The sequence below is a fragment of the Neobacillus sp. K501 genome (genome assembly GCF_053749995.1).
Genome location: NZ_JBSLYA010000012.1, coordinates 39,892 through 60,922 on the forward strand (window position 1 = coordinate 39,892; position 21,031 = coordinate 60,922).

Annotated in this window: 18 protein-coding genes; 6 read left to right on the forward strand and 12 right to left on the reverse strand. The window is 39.2% G+C overall.

Features of this window, described 5'->3' with window-relative positions:
- Positions 1–240: 240 nt before the first annotated feature.
- On the reverse strand, positions 241–846 hold the full coding sequence (locus tag ACWM35_RS21805) for an NAD(P)H-dependent oxidoreductase (protein ID WP_454821009.1): 606 nt from the start codon (positions 844–846) through the stop codon (positions 241–243).
- A 120-nt stretch (positions 847–966) separates the two neighbouring features.
- Between ACWM35_RS21805 and ACWM35_RS21810 the strand changes: the two genes are divergently transcribed.
- A complete protein-coding gene (locus ACWM35_RS21810; RefSeq protein ID WP_454821010.1) occupies positions 967–1,395 on the forward strand; it encodes a MarR family winged helix-turn-helix transcriptional regulator in 429 nt (142 codons plus the stop codon).
- Positions 1,396–1,515: 120 nt separating this feature from the next.
- On the opposite strand, the gene ACWM35_RS21815 is transcribed toward ACWM35_RS21810, so the two are convergent.
- Positions 1,516–2,466 carry a helix-turn-helix transcriptional regulator gene (locus ACWM35_RS21815; RefSeq protein WP_454821011.1) on the reverse strand — a complete coding sequence of 317 codons (951 nt, stop codon included), beginning with the start codon at positions 2,464–2,466 and terminating at the stop codon, positions 1,516–1,518.
- Positions 2,467–2,582: 116 nt separating this feature from the next.
- Between ACWM35_RS21815 and ACWM35_RS21820 the strand changes: the two genes are divergently transcribed.
- Together ACWM35_RS21820 and ACWM35_RS21825 are read left to right on the forward strand one after the other, a co-directional pair.
- A complete protein-coding gene (locus tag ACWM35_RS21820) occupies positions 2,583–3,062 on the forward strand; it encodes a GyrI-like domain-containing protein (RefSeq protein ID WP_454821012.1) in 480 nt (159 codons plus the stop codon).
- Positions 3,063–3,079: 17 nt separating this feature from the next.
- Positions 3,080–3,547 carry a phage tail protein gene (locus ACWM35_RS21825; RefSeq protein ID WP_454821013.1) on the forward strand — a complete coding sequence of 156 codons (468 nt, stop codon included), beginning with the start codon at positions 3,080–3,082 and terminating at the stop codon, positions 3,545–3,547.
- A 68-nt stretch (positions 3,548–3,615) separates the two neighbouring features.
- Here the strand turns inward: ACWM35_RS21825 and ACWM35_RS21830 are convergent, their stop codons facing one another.
- Together ACWM35_RS21830 and ACWM35_RS21835 are read right to left on the reverse strand one after the other, a co-directional pair.
- Positions 3,616–4,173: a CBO0543 family protein gene (locus ACWM35_RS21830; RefSeq protein ID WP_454821014.1), complete on the reverse strand. Its 558-nt coding sequence runs from the start codon at positions 4,171–4,173 to the stop codon at positions 3,616–3,618.
- Between the two features lie 156 nt (positions 4,174–4,329).
- On the reverse strand, positions 4,330–5,640 hold the full coding sequence (locus ACWM35_RS21835) for a GHKL domain-containing protein (protein WP_454821015.1): 1,311 nt from the start codon (positions 5,638–5,640) through the stop codon (positions 4,330–4,332).
- Positions 5,641–5,975: 335 nt separating this feature from the next.
- On the opposite strand from ACWM35_RS21835, the gene ACWM35_RS21840 reads away from it, so the two are divergent.
- Positions 5,976–7,385, forward strand: a complete 1,410-nt coding sequence (locus ACWM35_RS21840; protein WP_454821064.1) for a L,D-transpeptidase family protein — start codon at positions 5,976–5,978, stop codon at positions 7,383–7,385.
- Between the two features lie 641 nt (positions 7,386–8,026).
- Here the strand turns inward: ACWM35_RS21840 and ACWM35_RS21845 are convergent.
- From ACWM35_RS21845 to ACWM35_RS21880, 8 genes are all read right to left on the reverse strand, one after another.
- Positions 8,027–9,769: an FTR1 family iron permease gene (locus ACWM35_RS21845; RefSeq protein WP_454821016.1), complete on the reverse strand. Its 1,743-nt coding sequence runs from the start codon at positions 9,767–9,769 to the stop codon at positions 8,027–8,029.
- 12 nt (positions 9,770–9,781) lie between these two features.
- Positions 9,782–11,050 (reverse strand): iron uptake transporter deferrochelatase/peroxidase subunit, encoded by a 1,269-nt coding sequence (gene efeB / locus ACWM35_RS21850; protein WP_454821065.1) that lies wholly within the window; start codon positions 11,048–11,050, stop codon positions 9,782–9,784.
- Positions 11,051–11,052: 2 nt separating this feature from the next.
- The gene (efeO, locus tag ACWM35_RS21855; protein ID WP_454821066.1) at positions 11,053–11,907 is read right to left on the reverse strand and encodes an iron uptake system protein EfeO; all 855 of its coding nucleotides are present in this window, start codon (positions 11,905–11,907) and stop codon (positions 11,053–11,055) included.
- Between the two features lie 228 nt (positions 11,908–12,135).
- A complete protein-coding gene (gene menC / locus ACWM35_RS21860; protein ID WP_454821017.1) occupies positions 12,136–13,248 on the reverse strand; it encodes an o-succinylbenzoate synthase in 1,113 nt (370 codons plus the stop codon).
- A 36-nt stretch (positions 13,249–13,284) separates the two neighbouring features.
- A complete protein-coding gene (locus tag ACWM35_RS21865) occupies positions 13,285–14,112 on the reverse strand; it encodes a GNAT family N-acetyltransferase (protein ID WP_454821018.1) in 828 nt (275 codons plus the stop codon).
- A gap of 21 nt (positions 14,113–14,133) precedes the next feature.
- Positions 14,134–15,615 carry an amino acid permease gene (locus ACWM35_RS21870; protein WP_454821019.1) on the reverse strand — a complete coding sequence of 494 codons (1,482 nt, stop codon included), beginning with the start codon at positions 15,613–15,615 and terminating at the stop codon, positions 14,134–14,136.
- Between the two features lie 38 nt (positions 15,616–15,653).
- Positions 15,654–16,787, reverse strand: a complete 1,134-nt coding sequence (locus tag ACWM35_RS21875) for an amidohydrolase (RefSeq protein ID WP_454821020.1) — start codon at positions 16,785–16,787, stop codon at positions 15,654–15,656.
- Between the two features lie 39 nt (positions 16,788–16,826).
- Positions 16,827–17,681 (reverse strand): MurR/RpiR family transcriptional regulator, encoded by an 855-nt coding sequence (locus ACWM35_RS21880; protein ID WP_454821021.1) that lies wholly within the window; start codon positions 17,679–17,681, stop codon positions 16,827–16,829.
- 408 nt (positions 17,682–18,089) lie between these two features.
- On the opposite strand from ACWM35_RS21880, the gene ACWM35_RS21885 reads away from it, so the two are divergent.
- Together ACWM35_RS21885 and ACWM35_RS21890 are read left to right on the forward strand one after the other, a co-directional pair.
- On the forward strand, positions 18,090–19,556 hold the full coding sequence (locus ACWM35_RS21885; RefSeq protein WP_454821022.1) for a S8 family peptidase: 1,467 nt from the start codon (positions 18,090–18,092) through the stop codon (positions 19,554–19,556).
- Positions 19,557–19,692: 136 nt separating this feature from the next.
- Positions 19,693–20,982, forward strand: coding sequence for an NCS2 family permease (locus ACWM35_RS21890; RefSeq protein ID WP_454821023.1), 1,290 nt, complete (start codon positions 19,693–19,695; stop codon positions 20,980–20,982).
- The last annotated feature ends 49 nt before the right edge of the window (positions 20,983–21,031 follow it).

Consider the following 21,031-nt stretch of genomic DNA (forward strand, 5'->3'; position numbering starts at 1 on the left):
TCAGATACGTAACTGAATAAAATTTGGCTGTGTTAAGGGGCATTATTGATAGTTTCAAGTTGATAGAAACGGGAGTGGATAAAAGGGACAATGCAGCTAAAAAAATGAAAATGGTATCTGGTGTTACCCAAATTTTAAAAAGAAGGCTAGTTCGGTCACAGCAAGGACTCTGCTGTTACCCGAATTTTAAAAAGAAAACTAGTTCGGTCACAGCAATACTTTGGTGTGCCTCAAATATGTTCATATCAATAACGTTCTTCCCCTTCCTAGTTTCCTAAAATACTGATAAACTTTCTCCAGCTTTTTCACTTGGTTTCCCTTTGGACTTTCCATATTTCCAAACTCAAAAAACTTTACTTTTTTGATTCCCACAAAATTAAATAACGCCCTTTTCATTAGAATTTTATGTGCGTTATGAAGCCAGAGGAATGGATAGTGCGTAGGGCCTTTCATGGTGGACACGCATACAACAGACTTTCCTTTCAAAAGCCCTTCTGGGAAAAGTCCCTGTTTATCACTATAGGCAAAGTTAGAGGCAAATAACTGATCAATATACCCCATTAACATTGCTGGCGGTCTCCCCCACCAGATTGGATAAATAAACACAATTTTGTCCGCCCACAATATCTGTCTCCTGTATTTCTCTACACCTGGGTCCATATGCATATCTCTTCTTCGTTTTTGCTCATTAAAGACTAGCAATGGATTAAAACCTTCTTCATATAAATCTAAGACCTGTATCTCCTTAATATTTGGGTTTTCATTACTTCCTTGCAGCACTTTTTGCAAAAATGCATAATTCAAACCGTTATGATTTGGATAGGTAAATACGATTAACATCTTCATCAGACTTCCTCCTTAATTATCAATTGATAACTAAATATTAGCACCTTTTTCATTTGTTATCAATTGATAATTGTAATTTGATAACAAATTTGTTACCTTGGGCTATAAGAGGTGAAAATAATGGACAAAAATGCTCTTTTTTATAAGCTCGTATCTTTTACAAATTCGGTTCATCGCGTAACCCATGAATTAACCAAAAATGCGAAATCGGATTCAATCTCACAAGTTCAATATAATATTCTTGAATATATCGCCGTTAATCAGCCTGTAACTCCAAGCGAAATTAATGATTGTCAGAATATGGCGATGCCAAACACAAGTCGTGAGCTTAAACAGTTAAGTGAAAAAAATCTAATTAAAAAGATACATAATCCTGATGATCGACGAAAACAATCTATTCGTCTCTCAGAAGCTGGGGAATCAATGATGAGCGAAGCCTTCTCGACGATCGAATCACGCTTTCTTCAGCGAATCCAAAAGGCCTCAAAGGAAGATTTAGAGGACATTGAGAAAGCCCTCGATATTCTTCAGGAAAAACTATTTTATTAATGACATACAAGAAGCAGCTTAGAAAAATCACTCCAAGCTGCTTTCATGTCCATTTTATTATTCACCTGTTTATTTGCAAATGTCCAAGCTCAAAATTATCTTGGTTTTAATCAGTACTGCTTATGGGCAAAATATGAATAACCTCTCTTGTAAACCTTCTAAGACTTCTTCTGGCACTTCCATGGCCTTGATATCCCCACCTAGGAAAAGCAGCCAATTTATGATTTCGGTCAATTCTTCGGGATTTTGTACATTGATAAAAGTCTTTAGAATGGCCGTGGTTTGGAAAGGATTCGTATAGGAAAGTGAAACTTTTAATGGATGGTATTTTTTGAACTGAGCGATAGCATTTGGACCAAGTTCAAGGACAAGGTTAATGACGTCTTCCTGCTCGCTTAGTTTTTCTCTTATCTTTTTCTCACTTAATCTTTTTTTCATCGGGTAGGGCTTGATATCGGTGAGATTATTGACGGGGACAATCCTCCTCTTTTCATCCTGTAAATCAAAGCCATCAATCAGCCACACGCCTTTTTCATGATAAAGGTGCAAGAGATGAATGGGAAATGACTCTTCTTGGATGGTCATCCATAAATAGCGATCGGAAAGGAGGATTTGAATGAGTTTTTCTAACATCGGATGGGGCAGGTCTGACAGTTCAAGTAGGTCGGGATTATGGGGGTTCGTCCCGTCAAAAAGCAAAATTTGATTTAAAAGAACAAGATCATCTTGCTGATGTTCTGAAATGAGGCCTAGTAATTTTTCAGCTAAAGACTGACGGCTCTTTAGATATGGAAGCTGCTGATTTCTTGTCGCCATGAAGGCAATAAAAAGAGCCTTTATCTCATTATCGGTAAAGCGGACAGTGGGCAGAACAGAATTATTCATGACAAAATAGCCCCCATCCCTTCCAACTTCAGCGACAAGCGGCATCCCCATTGCTTCAATTTCTCTGATATCTCGAATAGCAGTCGAACGAGAGATGTTAAATTCTTGCATAATTTCAGAAATGGTAAAGCGGGAACGGTTGTTGATATACCGCATAATGATATTTATCCGTTCAACTTTTTTCATTCAGCCGCGCACCTCCTAAACAGTATCACTTTTTGACACCATTAAAGATTATTATAAACTCATCAAGTGAAAAGATAAATCATTTGATTAATTTTAAAAAAAGGGATGGATTAATTATGACAAATTATACTTTAGAAGAAAAAGAAAGCTTTACCGTTTTAGGAATTGGAACGGAACTTAAGAGCAACTACACTGACTATGCTGGCATAGCAAAGGAAAAGTCAGACTTTTGGTCGGCCGTCAATCAAGAGGGTACACTTGACAAGTTAAAAGCTGTTGCAAAAAATGACTACATTTTTGTCGTGAATGAAGCAGTGAACAACAAGATGATGCATTATGCTGGCGTCATGACAGAGGAATCCTTACCAGAAGCCTCCCGAGTAATTCAATTTCCTAAAGGAGATTACCTAGTAGTAAAAGGCGAAGCAGAGACGGATGAAGCGCTGAGTAATATGGTGACGGGCATTGCCTTTGGTCAAGTATTGCCGGAAGCAAAGGATTTTGCCTATGTTGGCGGCCCAAATACATCGGTTATTATGGGGCAGCGAAACGGCTTAGTATATGGCGAAATGTGGATTCCGGTTGTTAGGAAATAAAGGGAGGAGCGATAATTTTGTCCTATATCGTTGATTTTAAAAATGTGTCTACGGTGGGGTTAGAGTCCTCACCCGTAGCAGAAACACTTGCTGGTTTACGTGCAAATGAAGCCCGTTACTTTATGAACAAATACAAGCATGAATTTACGGTGGTGCCAGCGAGCGAAAGCGCGGAGACCCTAGAATATGTGAATCGAATTTTGAAAGAAGAACGTGGTCTTGAATTTGCGGCTAAACCATTAGAAACTACCCGTTTTCAGGTAGAAAATATTAACTGGACGTACGTCTTTTATGAGGATGGTCTTTCGATCAACATCTTGTATACACTTGATGGACCTAAGCCGAAGCGGGCAGTTGGTTTTAAGCTTTCTGAGGGGATGGAGGTACCGAATGAGTTAGAAGGGAAATTTAAGTTTGCCAGGCAGAAGTCTAAGCTGGCTGGAACTATCCGGGGATCGTTTTTTGTTATTAAAGGTGAGTACTAAAAACAACATCAGTCTTTCCTCTATTTTAGAAAGAAAAGGAAAGACTGATGTAGCAAAAAATAATTCACTCATCGCAGTTCTTGAAAATTCTTACCTGAAACAAAAGCGTGACCAATTAGAAAGAGAATAAAATATATCGGTAATGAATATAGGTGATTCCAGTTTAGGATTTGATAAAATCCTAACCATTCAAAAATAGGCTCTCCTATAAACACACTAAAAGTTGAATAGAAAAGGGCTTTTATAATGGGTGAAATAGTTGGTTTTATTTGGACAATGAAAAGGAAGCTTACTGGAAGAAGACTTAAATCCCAAGGTAGGAATGATGGTAAGAATGGCAGTGGTTCAAATCTATAATCCCAATATCCTAATTCTGAACCAAAGGAATCCAGGGACATCGCCATAATAATCATAAAAAATGCCCCTAATAATAAACGTTGAGTGCTATCTTTCTTTCTAAATTTCCACCAAATAACCCACGGGGTAACCGTAAGGATGACAACAAACCACCATTGCCAGGATAGAAACACATATTCAAACCAAAATTCATGATCTTTTTTATCTGCAAAAACAAGTATCTTATAAACCTCATCGATTTTCTTTGCAGCTTCTTCTGGAATAAACATTCAAATATCCAACCTTCCCATGATAAACCTAGATCATCCATCAAATATTTATTTTTCACTATAAACTAGTTCCTTATTCGATACGTGTATCCAATTAAAAACCACATAAAAAGCGAACAGTGCTGTCACTGTTCGCTTTTTATGTTAGTGCTGAGATTATTTTTTTATCGGAATCCTTACTATTGCTGTAGTGCAAATACCCGTTGATTCTAAAGATATTTCTCCAGCATATTTATGAACAGTTTCCTGTACAATAAATAAACCTTGCCCTCTAACCTTGCCGGGTTCTCCCCTTTTGGTGGTATATCCACTCTTAAAAATAGATTGCATATCCGTAATTTTAGGACCTGTATTCGTAATTCTAAATAGATGATGAGTGGAATCAGCCTCACATTCGATTTGAATTTTCCGTTCCCCTTCAGGAAGCTCTATTGCCGCCTCAATCGCATTATCGATTAAATTCGAAAGGATTTTGATTAAATCGATGGTTTTTATCGTATTAAAAGAGGCATTGGATACCGTAAATTCTATATCAATTTTATGATTCTCAGCTGCAAGCTTCTTTGTTTGAAATAATACAGAAAGCCCCGGGTTATCTATATTTTTTACCGGTACAATCGAATGAACCTCTTTAAATAAGGAATCTAAATATTCTAATGCCCTCTCTGTATTCCCTAATCTGAGTAACCCATGTATCACTTGAATATGATTATTCATATCATGCCGTAAAGATTGAACAGAAGATAATAGGGTTCTTATCTCTGCCTGATAAGTCCCTTCTGTTTCTTCAATCTCTATCGTCTTCTCTTTTTGGTACCATCTCTGCAGGGCAAAAAACGACCCAAGCACAATTAAGACAAATACAGCGTTAAAAGCAAGATTAGCCATGCTATTATTTAGAATTTTACTTTCAATTCTATATAGTTTTTTAGCACTAATATCGATTCCTAAATATCCAATTACTTTCCCATCATCATCCTTAATCGGTGCCCCAACAGATAAATAATCTCCATATACCGGATCTTGAAGGATTCCCGTTATATATGTCTTCCCCTCGAAGGCCCGTTTCACTTGCTCTTCTGGTACCGTACAAGGTGTGCCTATTGGGTAACTATCGGGAGCTTCCTCAGGCATTCCCATAATCATCGCCGTCGAAACTTCAGGATTATCAATTACCAGTGTGTATACATATAAAGCGCCAATTTTTTCTCTGGCATCATTTAGGTATTCTCTTGTTTCCCAGTAATCTTCATTTTCTACCGGATGAAGAAGGAATTGCTTATAGGTTTCAATATCCATTGAAGCAGCGATTGACGTTGCTGCCTCAAGACTTTGGTTAGCGATGGACTCCTCTATTGTCTTATTCATATGTAAATAAGAAGTTAGGATATTTACACTTGGAAAAAACAATAATAAAAAGATCGATAATCCCCAAATGAATTTTATTTTATTTTTATTTACTTTCATCCTTTAATAAACTTCCTCATTTTTATTGTATAGCTTGCTCTATTTTAACATAAATAGTGATTGTACTATTGATCCTTAACATCTTTCGACTTCAACTCAAAAGTTACCTTTTACTACCAGTTGGTTGTGAGAAATTCCGCGCTAATTAAAAATACCATCCATACTTGGACGTTCGGAAAAACTTTAAAAATCCCCATATATTGGCAGATTTTATTTATATTTTTTAGTATAATTGTAGTAAAAGTTTAATAATAAGGTATTATTATTGTAATGTTTGTAAAAAGTAATTTGGAGGAATATTTGTGGGGGACGCAATAAAAAAATCAGTTGACGAAATGAACCGGTCACGGAAAAAACCAGTCAAATGGTTTAAGAATTGGAAGTATATCACAACAAGCATCATCATTATCGCTCTTATATTGGGGGCCTTGGTCTTTTTTCAGGCAACCCACTTTAATGCAAATAGTAAGATTAATGGCGTAGAGGTTAGCGGCATGACGGCTGATAAAGCCTTAAAAAAGCTGCAATCTTTCGTATTAAGAAATGAAGTCTATGTTGGAGACGAGCAAATTATAAATGGAAAAGATACACAGATGGGATTCACGGAGCAGGACCTGCCAGAAGTTAAAAAACTATTAAAAAGGCAATGGACATTTTTCCCATCCTTCAAGGCGAAAAATTATTCCTTGATCCCTAGCAAGCAGGATCCATATCGTAATGAAGCGTTGAAACAGGAGCTCGAACAAAAGATTATTTCCATGAATCAGAAATTAACGCCACCTATAAATGCAAAGGTTAGTCTAGAACAAGGAAAAATGGTTATCTCCAAGGGTACTGATGGAAAGCAATATGATGTTGAAGGCCTTATGAAGGAGTATGAAAAACAAAAGTATTCCAGCGAAATTAGGCTGGAGCCTATCATCTTGGGCGCCATCACAGAAGACAGTGAGATAGTAAAAAACGAAGAGAAAAAACTACAAGAGTTACTTGCATCCACTGTTGAATATAAAGTACAAGATAAAGTTTATCCACTAAAGGCAAGTGAACTTATTCAAAACGCCACGATCTCTGAAAAGATGGAAATTTCGATTGACCCAGCAAATATTAAAGATAAAATTGCTGAAATTAATGCGACACATTCCACCTTAGGCAAAAACTTTAACTTTACGACCCATTCTGGATCGGTTATCCAAGTGAAAGGCCAAGGTTATGGCTGGGCACTTGATATTGAGAAAGAAACAACTCTTGTCCAAGAAGCATTTGAAAAAGGCGAAACTTCGGTTTCCGCTTCCAATATTAAAGGGAATGGCTGGAGTGGTGAGGGATACGGCTATGAAACAACAGCCAACAACGGAATTGGCGGTACGTACGCTGAAGTTTCCATTGCCGAACAAAAGATTTGGCTTTATAGAGATGGAAACTTAGTCCTAACAACCAATGTCGTAACTGGAAAACATAGCACGGGTGAAGATACATCACCAGGAGTTTGGTATATCCTCTTTAAACGTACTCCATACACACTGAAGGGCAGTGCCGTTGGCAAAGCTGATTATTCCGTTGAAGTCGATTATTGGGCACCATTTACAAACAGTGGTCAAGGCTTCCACGATGCAGGCTGGCGTACCAACTGGGCCAGCAATGCCTATCTAACGCAGGGGTCAGGCGGCTGTGTCAACGTATCGCCTAGTATGATGAAATCCGTGTATGATAATCTCGATGTCTACGAGCCAGTCGTCGTCTATTAATAAAAATCAGGAAATCCTTGTGGATTTCCTGATTTTTTAATATTAGTAGAGAACAGTTCTCTAGCTGATACCTGCTAATCTCACTTTTCAGAGTTCACGGGAATCAGATCGCCTATCTGTTGACCGCTAACCGCATTTTTCTCACTCCACGGGAATTAGATTCCTTTTCTGATGACCGCCTACTTCATTTTTTTCACTCCACGGGAATTAGATTCCTTTTCTGATGACCGTCCGCTTTATTTTTCTCACTCCACGGGAATCAGATTCCTTTTCTGATGACCGCCCGCTTTATTTTTCTCACTCCACGGGAATCAGATTCCTTTTCTGATGACCGCCCGCTTTATTCTTCTCACTCCACGGGAATCAGATTCCCTATCTGTTGACCGCTAACCGCATTTTTCTCACTCCACGGGAATCAGATTCCTTTTCTGATGACCGCCTACTTCATTTTTTTCACTCCACGGGAATCAGATTCCTTTTCTGATGACCGCCCGCTTTATTTTTCTCACTCCACGGGAATCAGATTCCTTTTCTGATGACCGCCCGCTTCATTTTTCTCACTCCACGGGTAGCAGATTCCTTTTCTGATAACCGCCTACTCTATTTTTCTCACTCCCCGGGAATCAGACATCCCCCAAGAACTACATTGTTGGATCCTGAACCCTTCTCCCAATGACTTCAATTTTTAAAGAAGTTAGCAAGAAAATCAGTATCATAATCCCCTGAGGAATAATGGTTTCCCAGGTAGGATAGATGCCCATCCAATTAATAATTGGCACCCCGTTAATTTGCGATGTACTTAAATGATTTGTTAGTTGCAGAGCGTGTATGCTCACACCTAGGATTTTAAACGCTAAGAAGTAGATTAAAAAGGTTGCCACTTTAAAAAAGGGGGCAATTGCAATTTTTGAACTGTACCGAATCAATAAAAAGGCAAACACGATAAGCATGAGAACTGCAATGACTATACCAGAAAGCAGCTTCCCCGTACTAATGGATGGCGCCATCCCCATGTAAAAAATAATGGTCTCTGCCCCTTCTCTAAAAATAGATAAGAAGCTGACGAGTGACATGGAAATGATACTGCCTGTTGAAAGAGCTGTTCCCATTTTGCTTTGGATAAAATGGTTCCATAGCTTCATATTTGATTTTTGATGCAGCCACATCCCGACACCAATCATCATGATCACCGCGATAATCCCGGTCACACCTTCAATCACTTCACGGTTAGCACCCGCTGTGGCCGCAGAAAAAGCGATATTTATAAACACAGCAGCCGCGATACTCATTAATACCCCCAAAAAAGCACCTAGCCAAATCCATTTTTGGAATTTACGAGCATTGGCTTTTCGTAAAAAGGCAATCAGAGCTGTCACAATTAGCAAGGCTTCTAATCCTTCACGAAGCATGATTAACGCTGCATCCCATACTGTGTAACTCGTTTTTTCCTGCAATAAAGCGATCGCTTGCTTAAATTCCACTATTTTCTCAAGTTGTTTTTCAAAATTTACATTCGAGGAAGAGAGCTTTCCAGCGATAACAGGAATTTCACTTTCTAATTGGGTATACAAGCTGCCATTCCTGGTCCGAACCTCACCTTCAACCGATGGCCAAACCGTTAAAAATTCCTGCAAAGACTTAACCGCTTCCTCTGGCTGTTTCTTTTCAATTGCTTGACCAGATTCCTCCAATAAGTCCACTAACGTCTGTAATGAATGACTTTGGTCCTTTACTTCTAGCTGCTTTCCCGCAACAAACTCACTTACCGCACTAAATAATGATTTATAAATCGTTTCGATTTCACCAAAATCCTTCTTTTCCTGCGTTAACGCAATCCGTAAAAATCCCATTTGTGTTTCAATTTTCCCGTAATAAGCAATGCTTTGTTCTCTAACAATCTTCTCTTTTCGATTCCACATGGCTAAGAAATTTTGATACTCGGCATATGTTTCTTTCGCATTTTCTTCGTCAATTGCTGATTTTAATTCTGCTAAAATAGGTGTTAATGCTGCTTTAACCTCATCAAGCTGCTCTTCTTTATCAACAGGGTTTTGTTCTTTTTCAAAAGCAATGAGAGCATGCGATACATCGGATAATGATTTCATTACGGCTTCTTTTTGGTGTTCTTTCATTGCTTTGTTTAGTTTTACTAGAGACTCTTGTACATTTTTAGCTTCTTTACTTTCTGATTGATTGACTTGCTCCCAGTCATTATTTAATTGAGCAACAAGTCCTTCGACTGATTCCCAATCGTCGGCTTTTATTTTAACGATGGCATCGCCAACAGAAATAAATAAATTTCCATAGTCCTCTTCGGCGTGTACGAAACAGGAAGGAGTTAGGATAAATATCGTAAAGCAAAAAAGAAAAATCCATTTTTTCATTCGGCCATCTCCTTATTTAAACAGCTCCGCTCCGAGGAAACTTCCTTTTTTTACTCCAGGGAAACATGCGAATAATGCACTGCCGCGATGAGTAATATATTCATTTAATTTATCGACACGTCCGAAACTGTTTTGGATGTTAATAAATTGTTTCGGATGCTTTTGGAATGATAGAAAAAGTAATCCCGTATCGAATGTACCAGTATCCGGGTTAATCCCATCTGAAAAGGAAAACGACCGGCGCAAGATTCTATCTTTCACTTGTCTTGCCAAGTGCACATGCGAAGTATCCGGCACAACGAATTGGCCATTTTCTTTACGCTCGATCTCCATATCAGCAAACTCATCTGTTTTTCCAATCGGGGCACCACTATCACGATGCCGCCCAAATGTGGCCTCTTGTTCACTTACAGCAGTGCGGTCCCATGTTTCTATGTGCATTTGAATCCGCCTAACGGCTAGATAAGTACCGCCTGTCATCCAGCTTTTTGATTCTCCGGGCTGCACCCAGACAACCTCATCCATTTCTTTTGGATCGTCAACACTTGGATTTCCAGTTCCATCTTTAAAGGCAAATAAATTGCGAGGCGTCAGCTTTTTGTTTTCTTTCATTTCATAAGAATTGAAACCCGTCTGGGACCATCTCATCGTCACACTTCCACGTGCCACACGAACGAGGTTTCGAACTGCATGAAAAGCAACCTGCGGATCATCGGCACAAGCTTGAATGCAAATATCTCCGCCTATGAAGCGCGCGTCCAGCTGATCCTTTGGAAAATGCGGCAGGTCTTCGAGTTCATTGGGCTTCATATGCTGCAGTCCAAGATCTTGTTTTTCAAAAAGGCTCGGACCAACTCCAAATGTTAATGTTAAATGAGATGCATCAAGCCCCACTGCTTCTCCAGTATCCGGTGCCGGTAATAACTTGTTTGCCGAATTAGACTCTACCGATTGACCATCCATTAATTTCGCACTGTAATCTGTCCAGCGTTGAAACATCTCTTTTAACTCTGCCTTTGACTTCGCCGTGCAATTTAGTGATACAAAATATACATGCTCTGGATTTTTTGTTAAAATACCAGGTTGATAGTTTCCATAGAAGGTTATTTTGTTCTTAGCTGGTTGATCCGCAACAAGCGGATTCATTCCGAATGCAGTTAAAGCACCAGTCAGGCCAGAAGCGCCAAGTAAAACACCCGCGCCTCCAACCCCAGCTATCTTCAACATATCACGTCGAGATACTTCCTTTTGAATAATAGACTTTTCTTGGCTGCTCATGATTCTCACTCCACTACAATGGCCATTTGGCTCAATGGTTCTCCTAAGTTATCTACAGCTGTAGACAAGGCTTTTGTATCTTCTTGTGTCAACATTTCATACGAAACATATCCACCTTTACCGTCTTCATGCTTTTTTAATAATCCGTTCAAGGTCTCAAAGCTTTCTTCTATTGTTTTAACAAGCTTGGAGTCTTTTTCTTGTAATTTCGGCTTGAAGATTTCAAAAATTTTCTCGGCACCTTCGACATTTGCTTTAAAGTCATATAAGTCGGTGTGAGAATAAATTTCTTCTTCACCTGTAATTTTAGAAGTCGATACCTCGTTTAATAGATCGACAGCTCCCGTAATCATTAAGTCTGGAGTTACTTCCACCGTTTCTACCTTGGCCCGCAGTTCTTTGACATCTTTCAATAACTGGTCTGCCACAGCTTCATATCCCGCTGTACTGCCTTCTACCCATAGCCCATACTCAATTTTATGATAGCCAGACCATTCTTCTTCCCCTTGGCCTTCTTCTTTAATATCGGCTAACCGGGCATCAATTCTCGGATCAAGGTCACCAAAGCTTTCAGCAATTGGTTCTGAACGTTCAAAATACATCCGGGCTGGTGCATACAATTGTTTTGCCTTTTCAATATCTCCTGCTTTCACTGCTTCAACAAATGCTTCTGTTTCCACTACAAAACTATCTAACTGCTCAATCGAAAACTCTTTGTAAGAATGAACTTCTTTCTCTAATAAACTAGTTTCTTCCGTCGTTTTACTACTTTCCTCACTTTCTTTGTCTTTTGATACCGTATCACCGCATCCTGCTAATAAGCTGCTCGTCAGCAATAAAAAACCAGTAACTTTTGCCATTCTCCTCATAATCAAAACCCCTGCCTTACGATTAATTTTCATACTATTCTCAATTAGTAATGATAATCATTTTCAATTATAGTGTCAATATGTAAATAAAATACCTTCCTTTATACCTTTACATACATATAGCTTCAGCAAATCTTATACAAAAATAGTTAAAAGGCAACGCCCAAAAGGGTGTTGCCTTTTAACCTGTTTTGTTAAATACATTTTTCAAATTTCATACTATTGACAGTATGTTTGACTGTATAGGGTATACTTGTTTATTTTCTCTAAATTTGGTTCATATCCAATTCCGGGTGAATTTGGAACCTTGATTGTTCCGTTTTCAACTGTAACATCCGGTTCAATGATATCTTCTGCCCAATAAAGAGAAGAAGCGGCGGTATCGCCCGGCAGCACAAAGTTTGGCAGGGTAGTGATCGCAATATTATGCGCTCTTCCAATGCCTGATTCCAGCATGCCCCCACACCATAGCGGAATTCCTTGTTCCTGGCATAAATCATGGATTTTCCTTGATTGCGTTAAACCTCCGACCCGGCCAATCTTGATATTAATGATTTGGCAGCTTCCTAATTTAAGAGCTTTCCTTGCATCTTCAAGAGAGTGGATACTCTCATCCAGACAAATAGGAGTTTTTAATCTTGATTGTAAGTCTGCATGGTCAATAATATCGTTATAGGCTAAAGGCTGTTCAATCATCATTAAGTTATAATCGTCTAGAGCCGCTAATCTGTCAATGTCTTGTAAAGTGTAAGCTGAATTTGCATCTGCCATGAGCGGGATATCAGGATATACTTTACGGACCTTATCTATTAATTCAACATCCCAGCCTGGCTTAATTTTTAATTTAAAACGTTTATAGCCTTCCACGAGACGATCTTCAATCACTTTTAGCGTCGAATCAATAGAATCCTTGATTCCAATGCTAACGCCCACATCGATTGTGTCTTTTGTTCCACCAAGCACACTTGCTAGAGAAGCATTTTTTTCCTTTGCATATAGATCCCAAACAGCACCCTCTAAAGCAGCTTTCGCCATATAATTGCCGCGGATATGGGCGAAATATTTTTCAGAGATTTCATCAGGATGCTCGATTTCATTTTTTAAAAGAATAGGAATCAAGTAATCTTCAAGAATATGCCAGTTGGTTTTAAGGGTTTCTTCATTATAAAGTGGGTCGAGCATCGCGACTGACTCAGCCCAGCCAGAAATGCCATCCTCACTTATTGCTTCTACAAGAATAAATTCCCTATCATATTCCGTTCCAAAACTGGTTGTAAAGGGATGAAGCAAGTCGAGTTTCAGATGCCGTAAAATCACTTGTTTTATTTTCAATGATAATACTCTCCTTTTTAGAATTTTTACACTCAATTATTTTTTTGAAAGCACATAAAATTGAACAGGAATTTCTGTCCTTGAATTCTTTGAAAACCCAGTAACCTGCCATCCTTGCTGAAAAAGCTGAGTAAAAATATCTCTAGTTTTCATTCTCCATGCAATCGCCGTTTCAATGTTTGTTTCTCTGATCGTTCGGAAATCCTTTGGAATGGCAACGAAAGCTTTACCAAATTGTTTAGGCAGAGGTAGGATTGAAGATGGAAATGGCAATCCTTCTTTATCGATTTCCCATTGAATGAGTGAGTTCTTTACTAGAACATCCAGTTCAACTTCTTGTCCCCTAGATTGGAAGGATTCCTCCTGTTGAATTTGCCATTCGACAAGAAAGCGATCGGAAGGAATTCCGTTGTTGAGCAAGTCCTCCATTTCACCATAACAGTTTTCAATATAGACGGAACATACGCCGCCGAGCTTAGCGATATTTAAATACCCATTGATACTTTCTAACGGATCGTATGTCCAAGTAATCAGGGAATAACCGAGCTTGAGCGCTTCCTCACGCTGTGCGAGTTTTAATTTTTCACCAATCCCTTTGTTTCGAAAGCTTTTGTCAGTACCGAGAATATGTGAACAAAGATAGGCGGATTTCCCATTAAACCCAGAAAAACTGTATTGAAATCCGACCAACTGCTCCCCGTAATAGGCACCTAAAACTAAACCTCCATTTTTCACTGCTGTTAGGGTTTGATGCGTAGGGACAGAGTCGTTTTCTCCCCAAATTTTGGATTCCAGCTTTCTTACTTCCTCTAGTTCCTCGACTTGATGCAGCGAACGTATTTCAATCTCTTGTGAATTCGTCACGGTCTTCCTCCTCTCAAAAGATTACTCCCGGCTAAAATCAGCCTCTTGCAATGAGACCATTTTGGTCCTCTTCGCGATTTTGTATCCTATATACGCAAATAAAAATAATGGAAGGCCAATGTATGAAACCAAAACTCCATACCAGTCAATTTCTGTGCCGAAAAACGCTCCATAATTCTGTCCAAGAATAGCTACTAAACATAAAACGGTCGCAAAAATAGGTCCGAATGGATACCATTTTGAAACATAAGGCAAATCTTTTAAATCCCTTCCTTGCGCGATATAAGCTTTCCGGAACCGGTAGTGAGTGATCGAAATGCTTAACCACGATATAAAACCAGCTAAACCGGAGGCATTTAATAACCAAGAATACACGGTTCCATCACCGAAAATCGATGTGAGAAAAGCGGCCATCCCAATGAATGAAGAGAAGTACAATGCATTTGTTGGAATTCCTCTTTTATTCACCTTTTTTAAGAATGCCGGGGCTTTTCCTTCTTTCGCCAGTACCCAAAGGACACGGGTAGCAGCATACATGGCTGAATTGCCCGCCGATAAAACAGCTGTTAGGATAACTGTATTCATTAAGGCAGCTGCAAAAGCGAGACCAGCATGTTCAAATACAAGTGTAAAAGGACTCACGGCAATATTGTCTAGATCCGCACCTAATAATTGTGGATCTTTATAACTAATCAAACAACCAATGACAAAAATAGCTAATACGTAGAATAAAAGGAGTCTCCAAAAAATTTGTCTAATTGCCTTTGGCATGTTTTTCTCTGGGTTTTCGCTTTCACCGGCAGCAATCCCTACAAGCTCTGTACCTTGGAAGGCAAATCCAACAATCATAAAAACACTGATGATGGATAAAAAGCCTCCGTTAAACGGTGCATCTCCTTTAGTGAAATTTTCAAAACCGCCAGCATCCCCCTGCATAATTCCAAAAATCATTAATAAGCCGACGATGATAAAAATAATGATTGTCGCAACTTTAATAATGGAAAACCAAAACTCTGACTCCCCATAACCTTTAACCGATAAAAAATTTAAACAGAAAATGAGAGCAAGAAATAAAGCACTCCAAATGATTCCTGGAACATCCGGCAGCCAATATTTCATAAGAAGAGCGGAGGCTGATAATTCAAGAGCGACGATAATCGCATTGTTATACCAATAATTCCAGCCAATCGCAAAACCAAAAGCCGGATCTACAAACCTTGAAGCATAGGTGCTAAAGGAACCTGTAATCGGGATATAGGCGGCCATCTCACCTAAGCTCGTCATGATAAAATAGACCATTATTCCCGCTATTATGTAAGCTGCGAGAGCTCCTCCAGGACCAGCTGAAGCGATGGTAGACCCGCTGGCTAAAAAGAGCCCTGTTCCAATTGTGCCACCTATGGCAATCATAGAAAGGTGCCTTGTTTTCAGCTTGCGTTCAAGGTGTTTTTCACTAGGAACTGCTTGTACACTTGTTTCGGATTTAAGTAAGCTATTTTGCATATATACACCTCTTTTTTATTAGATTTAGATAAAAGCATTTATTTTTCTGAAGCAATCAATACTGTCTGAGTCAAAATTTTCGTTCCATAAATAAGTGCGTTCACATTAAACTTCATTTCCGGATGGTGGAGGCCAGGCATCAGGTCGCAGCCTAATCCAATCATGGTTGCTTTTATTTCAGGATTTGCGGCTGTATAAAAATGAAAATCTTCGCCCCCTTGCGAAACACAGACTGGGTCCACATTTTCCTTCCCAATCATATCTTCAATTGCAGCCGTTGCCAGTTTTACGGCACTATCATTAAGGGAGGCTGCAGGTACAAACTCTTCCATAGACCAAGAAATCGCTGTGCCTGTATGGTTCATTGTCTGTTCAATGATTTCCTCCGTTCGCTGCTTTAGTTCATTCATTGCCTCATTTGTCTGAGCCCTTGCATCAATAGCAAAGAAAGCTGTTTCTGGGATAACGTTTGATGCCTTGTTTTTCGTTTGAAGCTGTGTCATTTTAATCGAATAAGGTGTTTCGGTTGGTAACTGAATCTGCTGTAATTTTTGGACAAGTATAGCGGCTGCTTCGATTGCATTGATTCCATCTTGAGGACGAGAGGCATGTGCCTGCATCCCTTTGATTGTTCCTCTAATCGTCCCTGCAGACCCATGGATGATTGCCGGGGCGGCTTTCATATAAGGAACTTCCCTCTGAGGACGGACATGTACGCCAAATAAATAGGTAACATTTTCTAATGCACCATCTTTCATCATCTGCAGCGCACCTTCCCCTGTTTCTTCTGCTGGTTGAAATATAAATCTAAGGGTGTAGTTAGGCTGAATTCCACTGTCTGCAATGGACAATGCAGCATACAAAACCATGGTGCTATGTGCATCGTGTCCACAAGAATGATTGGGTTTTACCATGCCATCTACTTCCTGAACCAGCGCATCCATATCTGCTCTTAATGCCACAACCTTATTTATCCGTCCAGGAATTTCAGCTATGAAGCCATAATGGCCATGAAACGTTGTTACGGCTAATCCCGCATCCTTAAGGCGTTTCAGTATATAGCTGGACGTTTTCTCTTCCTGCCAGCTCGGTTCAGCTAAGGAGTGAAGCTCGTGATAGGTTTTTAATAATAATTCTTGATGCTGATCGATATATTCAATTGGATTCACCATGATTACACCTCTAATATGACTTTTTATCGTTTACGGCTTCTATTCCACAAACACCTCATAGCTCGAATATAATTTTTCTAATTTTTGCTGATGGGCTTGAATCCGTTTTTGGTCTTTTTCATGTATCCCAGCAACAATCAAATCTAATAAAGTAATAACGGAAGCAATGGAATTAGTTCCAGCATCTGCATTTTCTTCTGTTGTAAGAGCAATATCAGAAATACGCCCGACAGGTGAAAGAAGACGATCTGTAATTGATATTAAACAAATACCGTTTTCTTTTGTGCACTCTGCCATTTTGATTGTTTCATTGGCATATCTCGGAAAGGAGAAAACAACGACTACAGACTTGTTTGTAAGATTACAAAACTTTTCAAAAAAATCACCTGCAGGTGAACATAAACTAACATTTTCCCTTAATGAACTGAGTGTATAAGAAAACCAATAAGCAGCGGCATGGGAAATCCGATTCCCCGCAATTAAGATTTGATCAGCATGCATGAGAGCATCCACTGTTTTCCATATATCTGGGATCTTCGTATGGTCTAATAGGTGCCTCAAAATATGAACTTCGCTTTCTATCACTTTTGTAAATGGGTCGTTTTTGTTATCCACCCCGGGGATGTTTTCATTATTTGATAGATCCGGTTTATTTTGCCGAAGCAGTTGTTTTTGAATTCTGGTCTGCATTTCACTAAACCCTTCAAATCCTAATGCATAGGAAAGCCGAATGACTGTTGTTTCACTAACCCCAACTTTCCGTCCCATTTGATAGGCTGTTGTAAAAGCAGCTTCATCCAGATTTGCAACCAAGTAATTCGCCACTTTTTTTTGTCCTGCTGATAAATGAGGAAAGTTTTCTTTTACTAATGTTTTGAAAAGAAGTTGTTCCATTTCTTAATCCTTTCACAAATGAATTTCATCCTTCATTTTATTGTTTTAATGCATCAAATACTTCATTAATAACTAAATTACCATAATTAAGTTAGAAAATATATAAAATTTTATATTATTTTGATTATTTAGTTTTGTAATACTTTCCAGAAAACTAGGTAGTTACTACATGATTGGCGTCCGGTTATGTTGGATTTTAAATCTACTTATATCAGAATACATTGTAAGCGATAGGTCCTCTGTCCTTCACCAGACACCTTTTCACAAACTAATTTCCTAGTTATATTTGTCGAAATATTATGACTTTTATAAGAGATAGCTTTCGACATTTATTTTCAAGAACTTGTAATAAAATTTAATCCTACGACTCGAAATACTAGATTAATAAAGGGGAGGAACCAAAACAAAATGAAGAAAAAACTGGCTGTCCTATCTATTTGCTCTGCTCTATCATTTTCACTACTTATCGGGGCTCAACCAAACAAAACGAAAGCAGCACCCGAACTGGAACATTATGTAGTAGCCTATAAAGGAAAACTGCCATCCAATTTTTCTGAAAGAATCCAAAAATCAGGAGGAAAAGTAGAGAGAATCATAGAGGAAATCGGCATTGTTGAGGTAGCATCCTCTGATCCTGCTTTCCTTACAAATGTAAAGAAAGATACAAGCATACAAACTGCAGGTAAAGAACTGGAGGCATACCTAGAAACCGATCCAGATAATAAAGTCAATTTCACACCTGGAACTCCGAATGGAGAGAAAGTTACTTTGGATGCAAATGCAGCCAGTTATTGGGATAAACAATGGGACATGCAGCGTTTGACTAACGATGGAGAATCCTATGAATTAAATGAAGGAAATGAAGATACGGTTGTTGCCGTTATTGATACCGGTATTGACTTTAGCCATCCAGATTTGAAGGATAATGCGGATTTAAAAGGTTCCAAAACTTTCGTTCCTGGAACAACAGATGCTTGGGACCAAAACGGCCATGGTACACATGTTGCTGGTTCCATCGCTGCTAATGGTGTGGTTAAGGGTGTTGGGCCAGAATTAACGGTTAGAGCTTACCGTGTTTTTGGAGCAACCGGGGGAGCTCAGCAATCTTGGATTACCGATGCGATTGTAGCTGCAGCAAATGACGGCGTTGAGGTTATAAATATGTCCATTGGAGGCTGGCGCTGGATGGCTCATAACTTAGAAGAAAAAGGTGATTCCGCTTCTATGGTTGCCTATCACCGTGCTGTTCAATATGCGATTCAAAAAGGCGTTACTGTCGTTGTTTCTTCTGGTAACGACTCAAAAGACCTAAACAATTTACACGATATGCAAGCATACTGGAAGGATAATTATGGAATCGATATTAAAGGTCCTTCTCGTGTCGTTCCAGCACAAATTCCTGGAGTCATTACTGTTTCATCATCTAATGAATGGTCAACAGATGGGATCGCATTCTACTCAAACTACGGGAATGCGATTGATGTTGCTGGTCCTGGCGGTGATAATGGTCCATTATACGACAGCCTGTATCGTCAAGATCCGAAGGGCGACTATTTAAATAAACGAGATTTTACCTATCGTACATTATCTACTTATCCTTCCTACCCTGTTGGAGGCGGTAACAATGCAACAACTCAGTTCAGTGACGGAAAATGGCATGGCTATTCTTATTTACACGGAACTTCCATGGCTGCACCGAAAGTTGCCGGCGTAGCCGGGGTCATCAAGGCTGCACACCCTGAATACTCACCTTCCCAAGTAGCAGCTGCTATCAGACAAAGCGCTATCGATTTCGGCAAAGTTGGAGTCGACCCACTATACGGAGCTGGAGAAGCCAATATTTATAACTTCTTAGCAAAGGAAAACTCCAAATAGAAAGTTGAGGACCACTGAGTAAAATCTCAGTGGTCTTTTACAATATCTGTGTTATAATATTTCCCGGCATAAGTGGAACTGATCGTTATACTTGATGCGGGTGGGAGAGGGAGCAACGCGAAAGTGTGATCAAAATATGAGAGGAGTTTTCAAACTTAAGCAGCACAAAACAAATTTGAAAAAGGAGGTTATTGCAGGGTTCACATCGTTTTTTTCCATTGTCTATATTATTGCCGTCAATGCAAAAATACTTGAGGATGCAGGGATACCGCTAGAAGCAGGAATTATTGCAACCGTACTATCATCGCTCATTGGCTGTTTATTGGTTGCGTTTATCGCAAACGTCCCACTAATTATCGTTCCAGGAATGGGAATCAATGCCTTATTTACCTATACGATTGTAGGGACGCTTGGGCTGAATTATATGGAAGCCTTAGCAGCTGTAGTACTGTCAGGGATCATCTTTATTATTGTAGCCTTTACCAAGTTATCCGCTATTATCTCAAAAGCGATTCCAACATCGTTAAAGGAATCAATATCGGTTGGAATTGGTTTATTTATCGCCTTTATTGGCTTACAAAAGAGCGGAATTGTCGTTGGAAATCCATCGAATTTTGTGGGGCTCGGTGACTTATCAGCTCCGATGGTTCTGGCATCGATTATTAACCTCATTATCACGTTATTTTTGTTTTTAAAGAAAGTTCCAGGGAATTTTTTAATCAGTATTATTGTTGGAACACTGGTTTCTTATTTCTTCGGAATTGTTCATTTTTCGGCAATGGACACGAGTTTTATTTCCTTTACGGACTACAAAAATGTTTTTCTAAGTTCCGATTTTGGAAAATTAGCTGCCTTTCCGTTTTGGACAGCCGTCTTTTCATTGGTATTAGTCCTCGTTTTTGAAAATATCGGTCTCGTGCATTCCCAAGTGGATGGGATGCTACAAGCACCTGAAAAGAACAAAAAATCCTTAAAAGCCATCTCGATTTCTACCATGGTTTGTGGATTCTTAGGTACTAGTCCATCTGTTTCAACGGTTGAAACAGCGGCTGGGATTACGGCAGGCGGAAAAACGGGGTTAACCTCTGTAGTAACAGGCTTATTGATTTTGTCATCACTTTTCTTCATGCCTTTTATTAAACTCGTACCGGATGCAGCCATCGCACCTATCCTGATTATTATCGGTGGCTTGATGCTGTCCAATATTGTAAATATTGACTTTACGGATTTTACCGAGGCATTCCCGGCATTTCTTGTGATCATTATGATTCCATTAACCTACAGTATTGTCGATGGAATTGCCTTCGGATTTATCGCTTATCCGCTGGTTAAGCTTTTTACAAACAAACAGAAACAATTATCACTATCCATCTTTATTATATCTTTCTTGTTCTTAACCAACTTCCTGCTTCATTTTGTTGGGTAGAACGCAAAAAGGGGTAAAGCATCCTAGGTTATAACAATAGACGGACAAA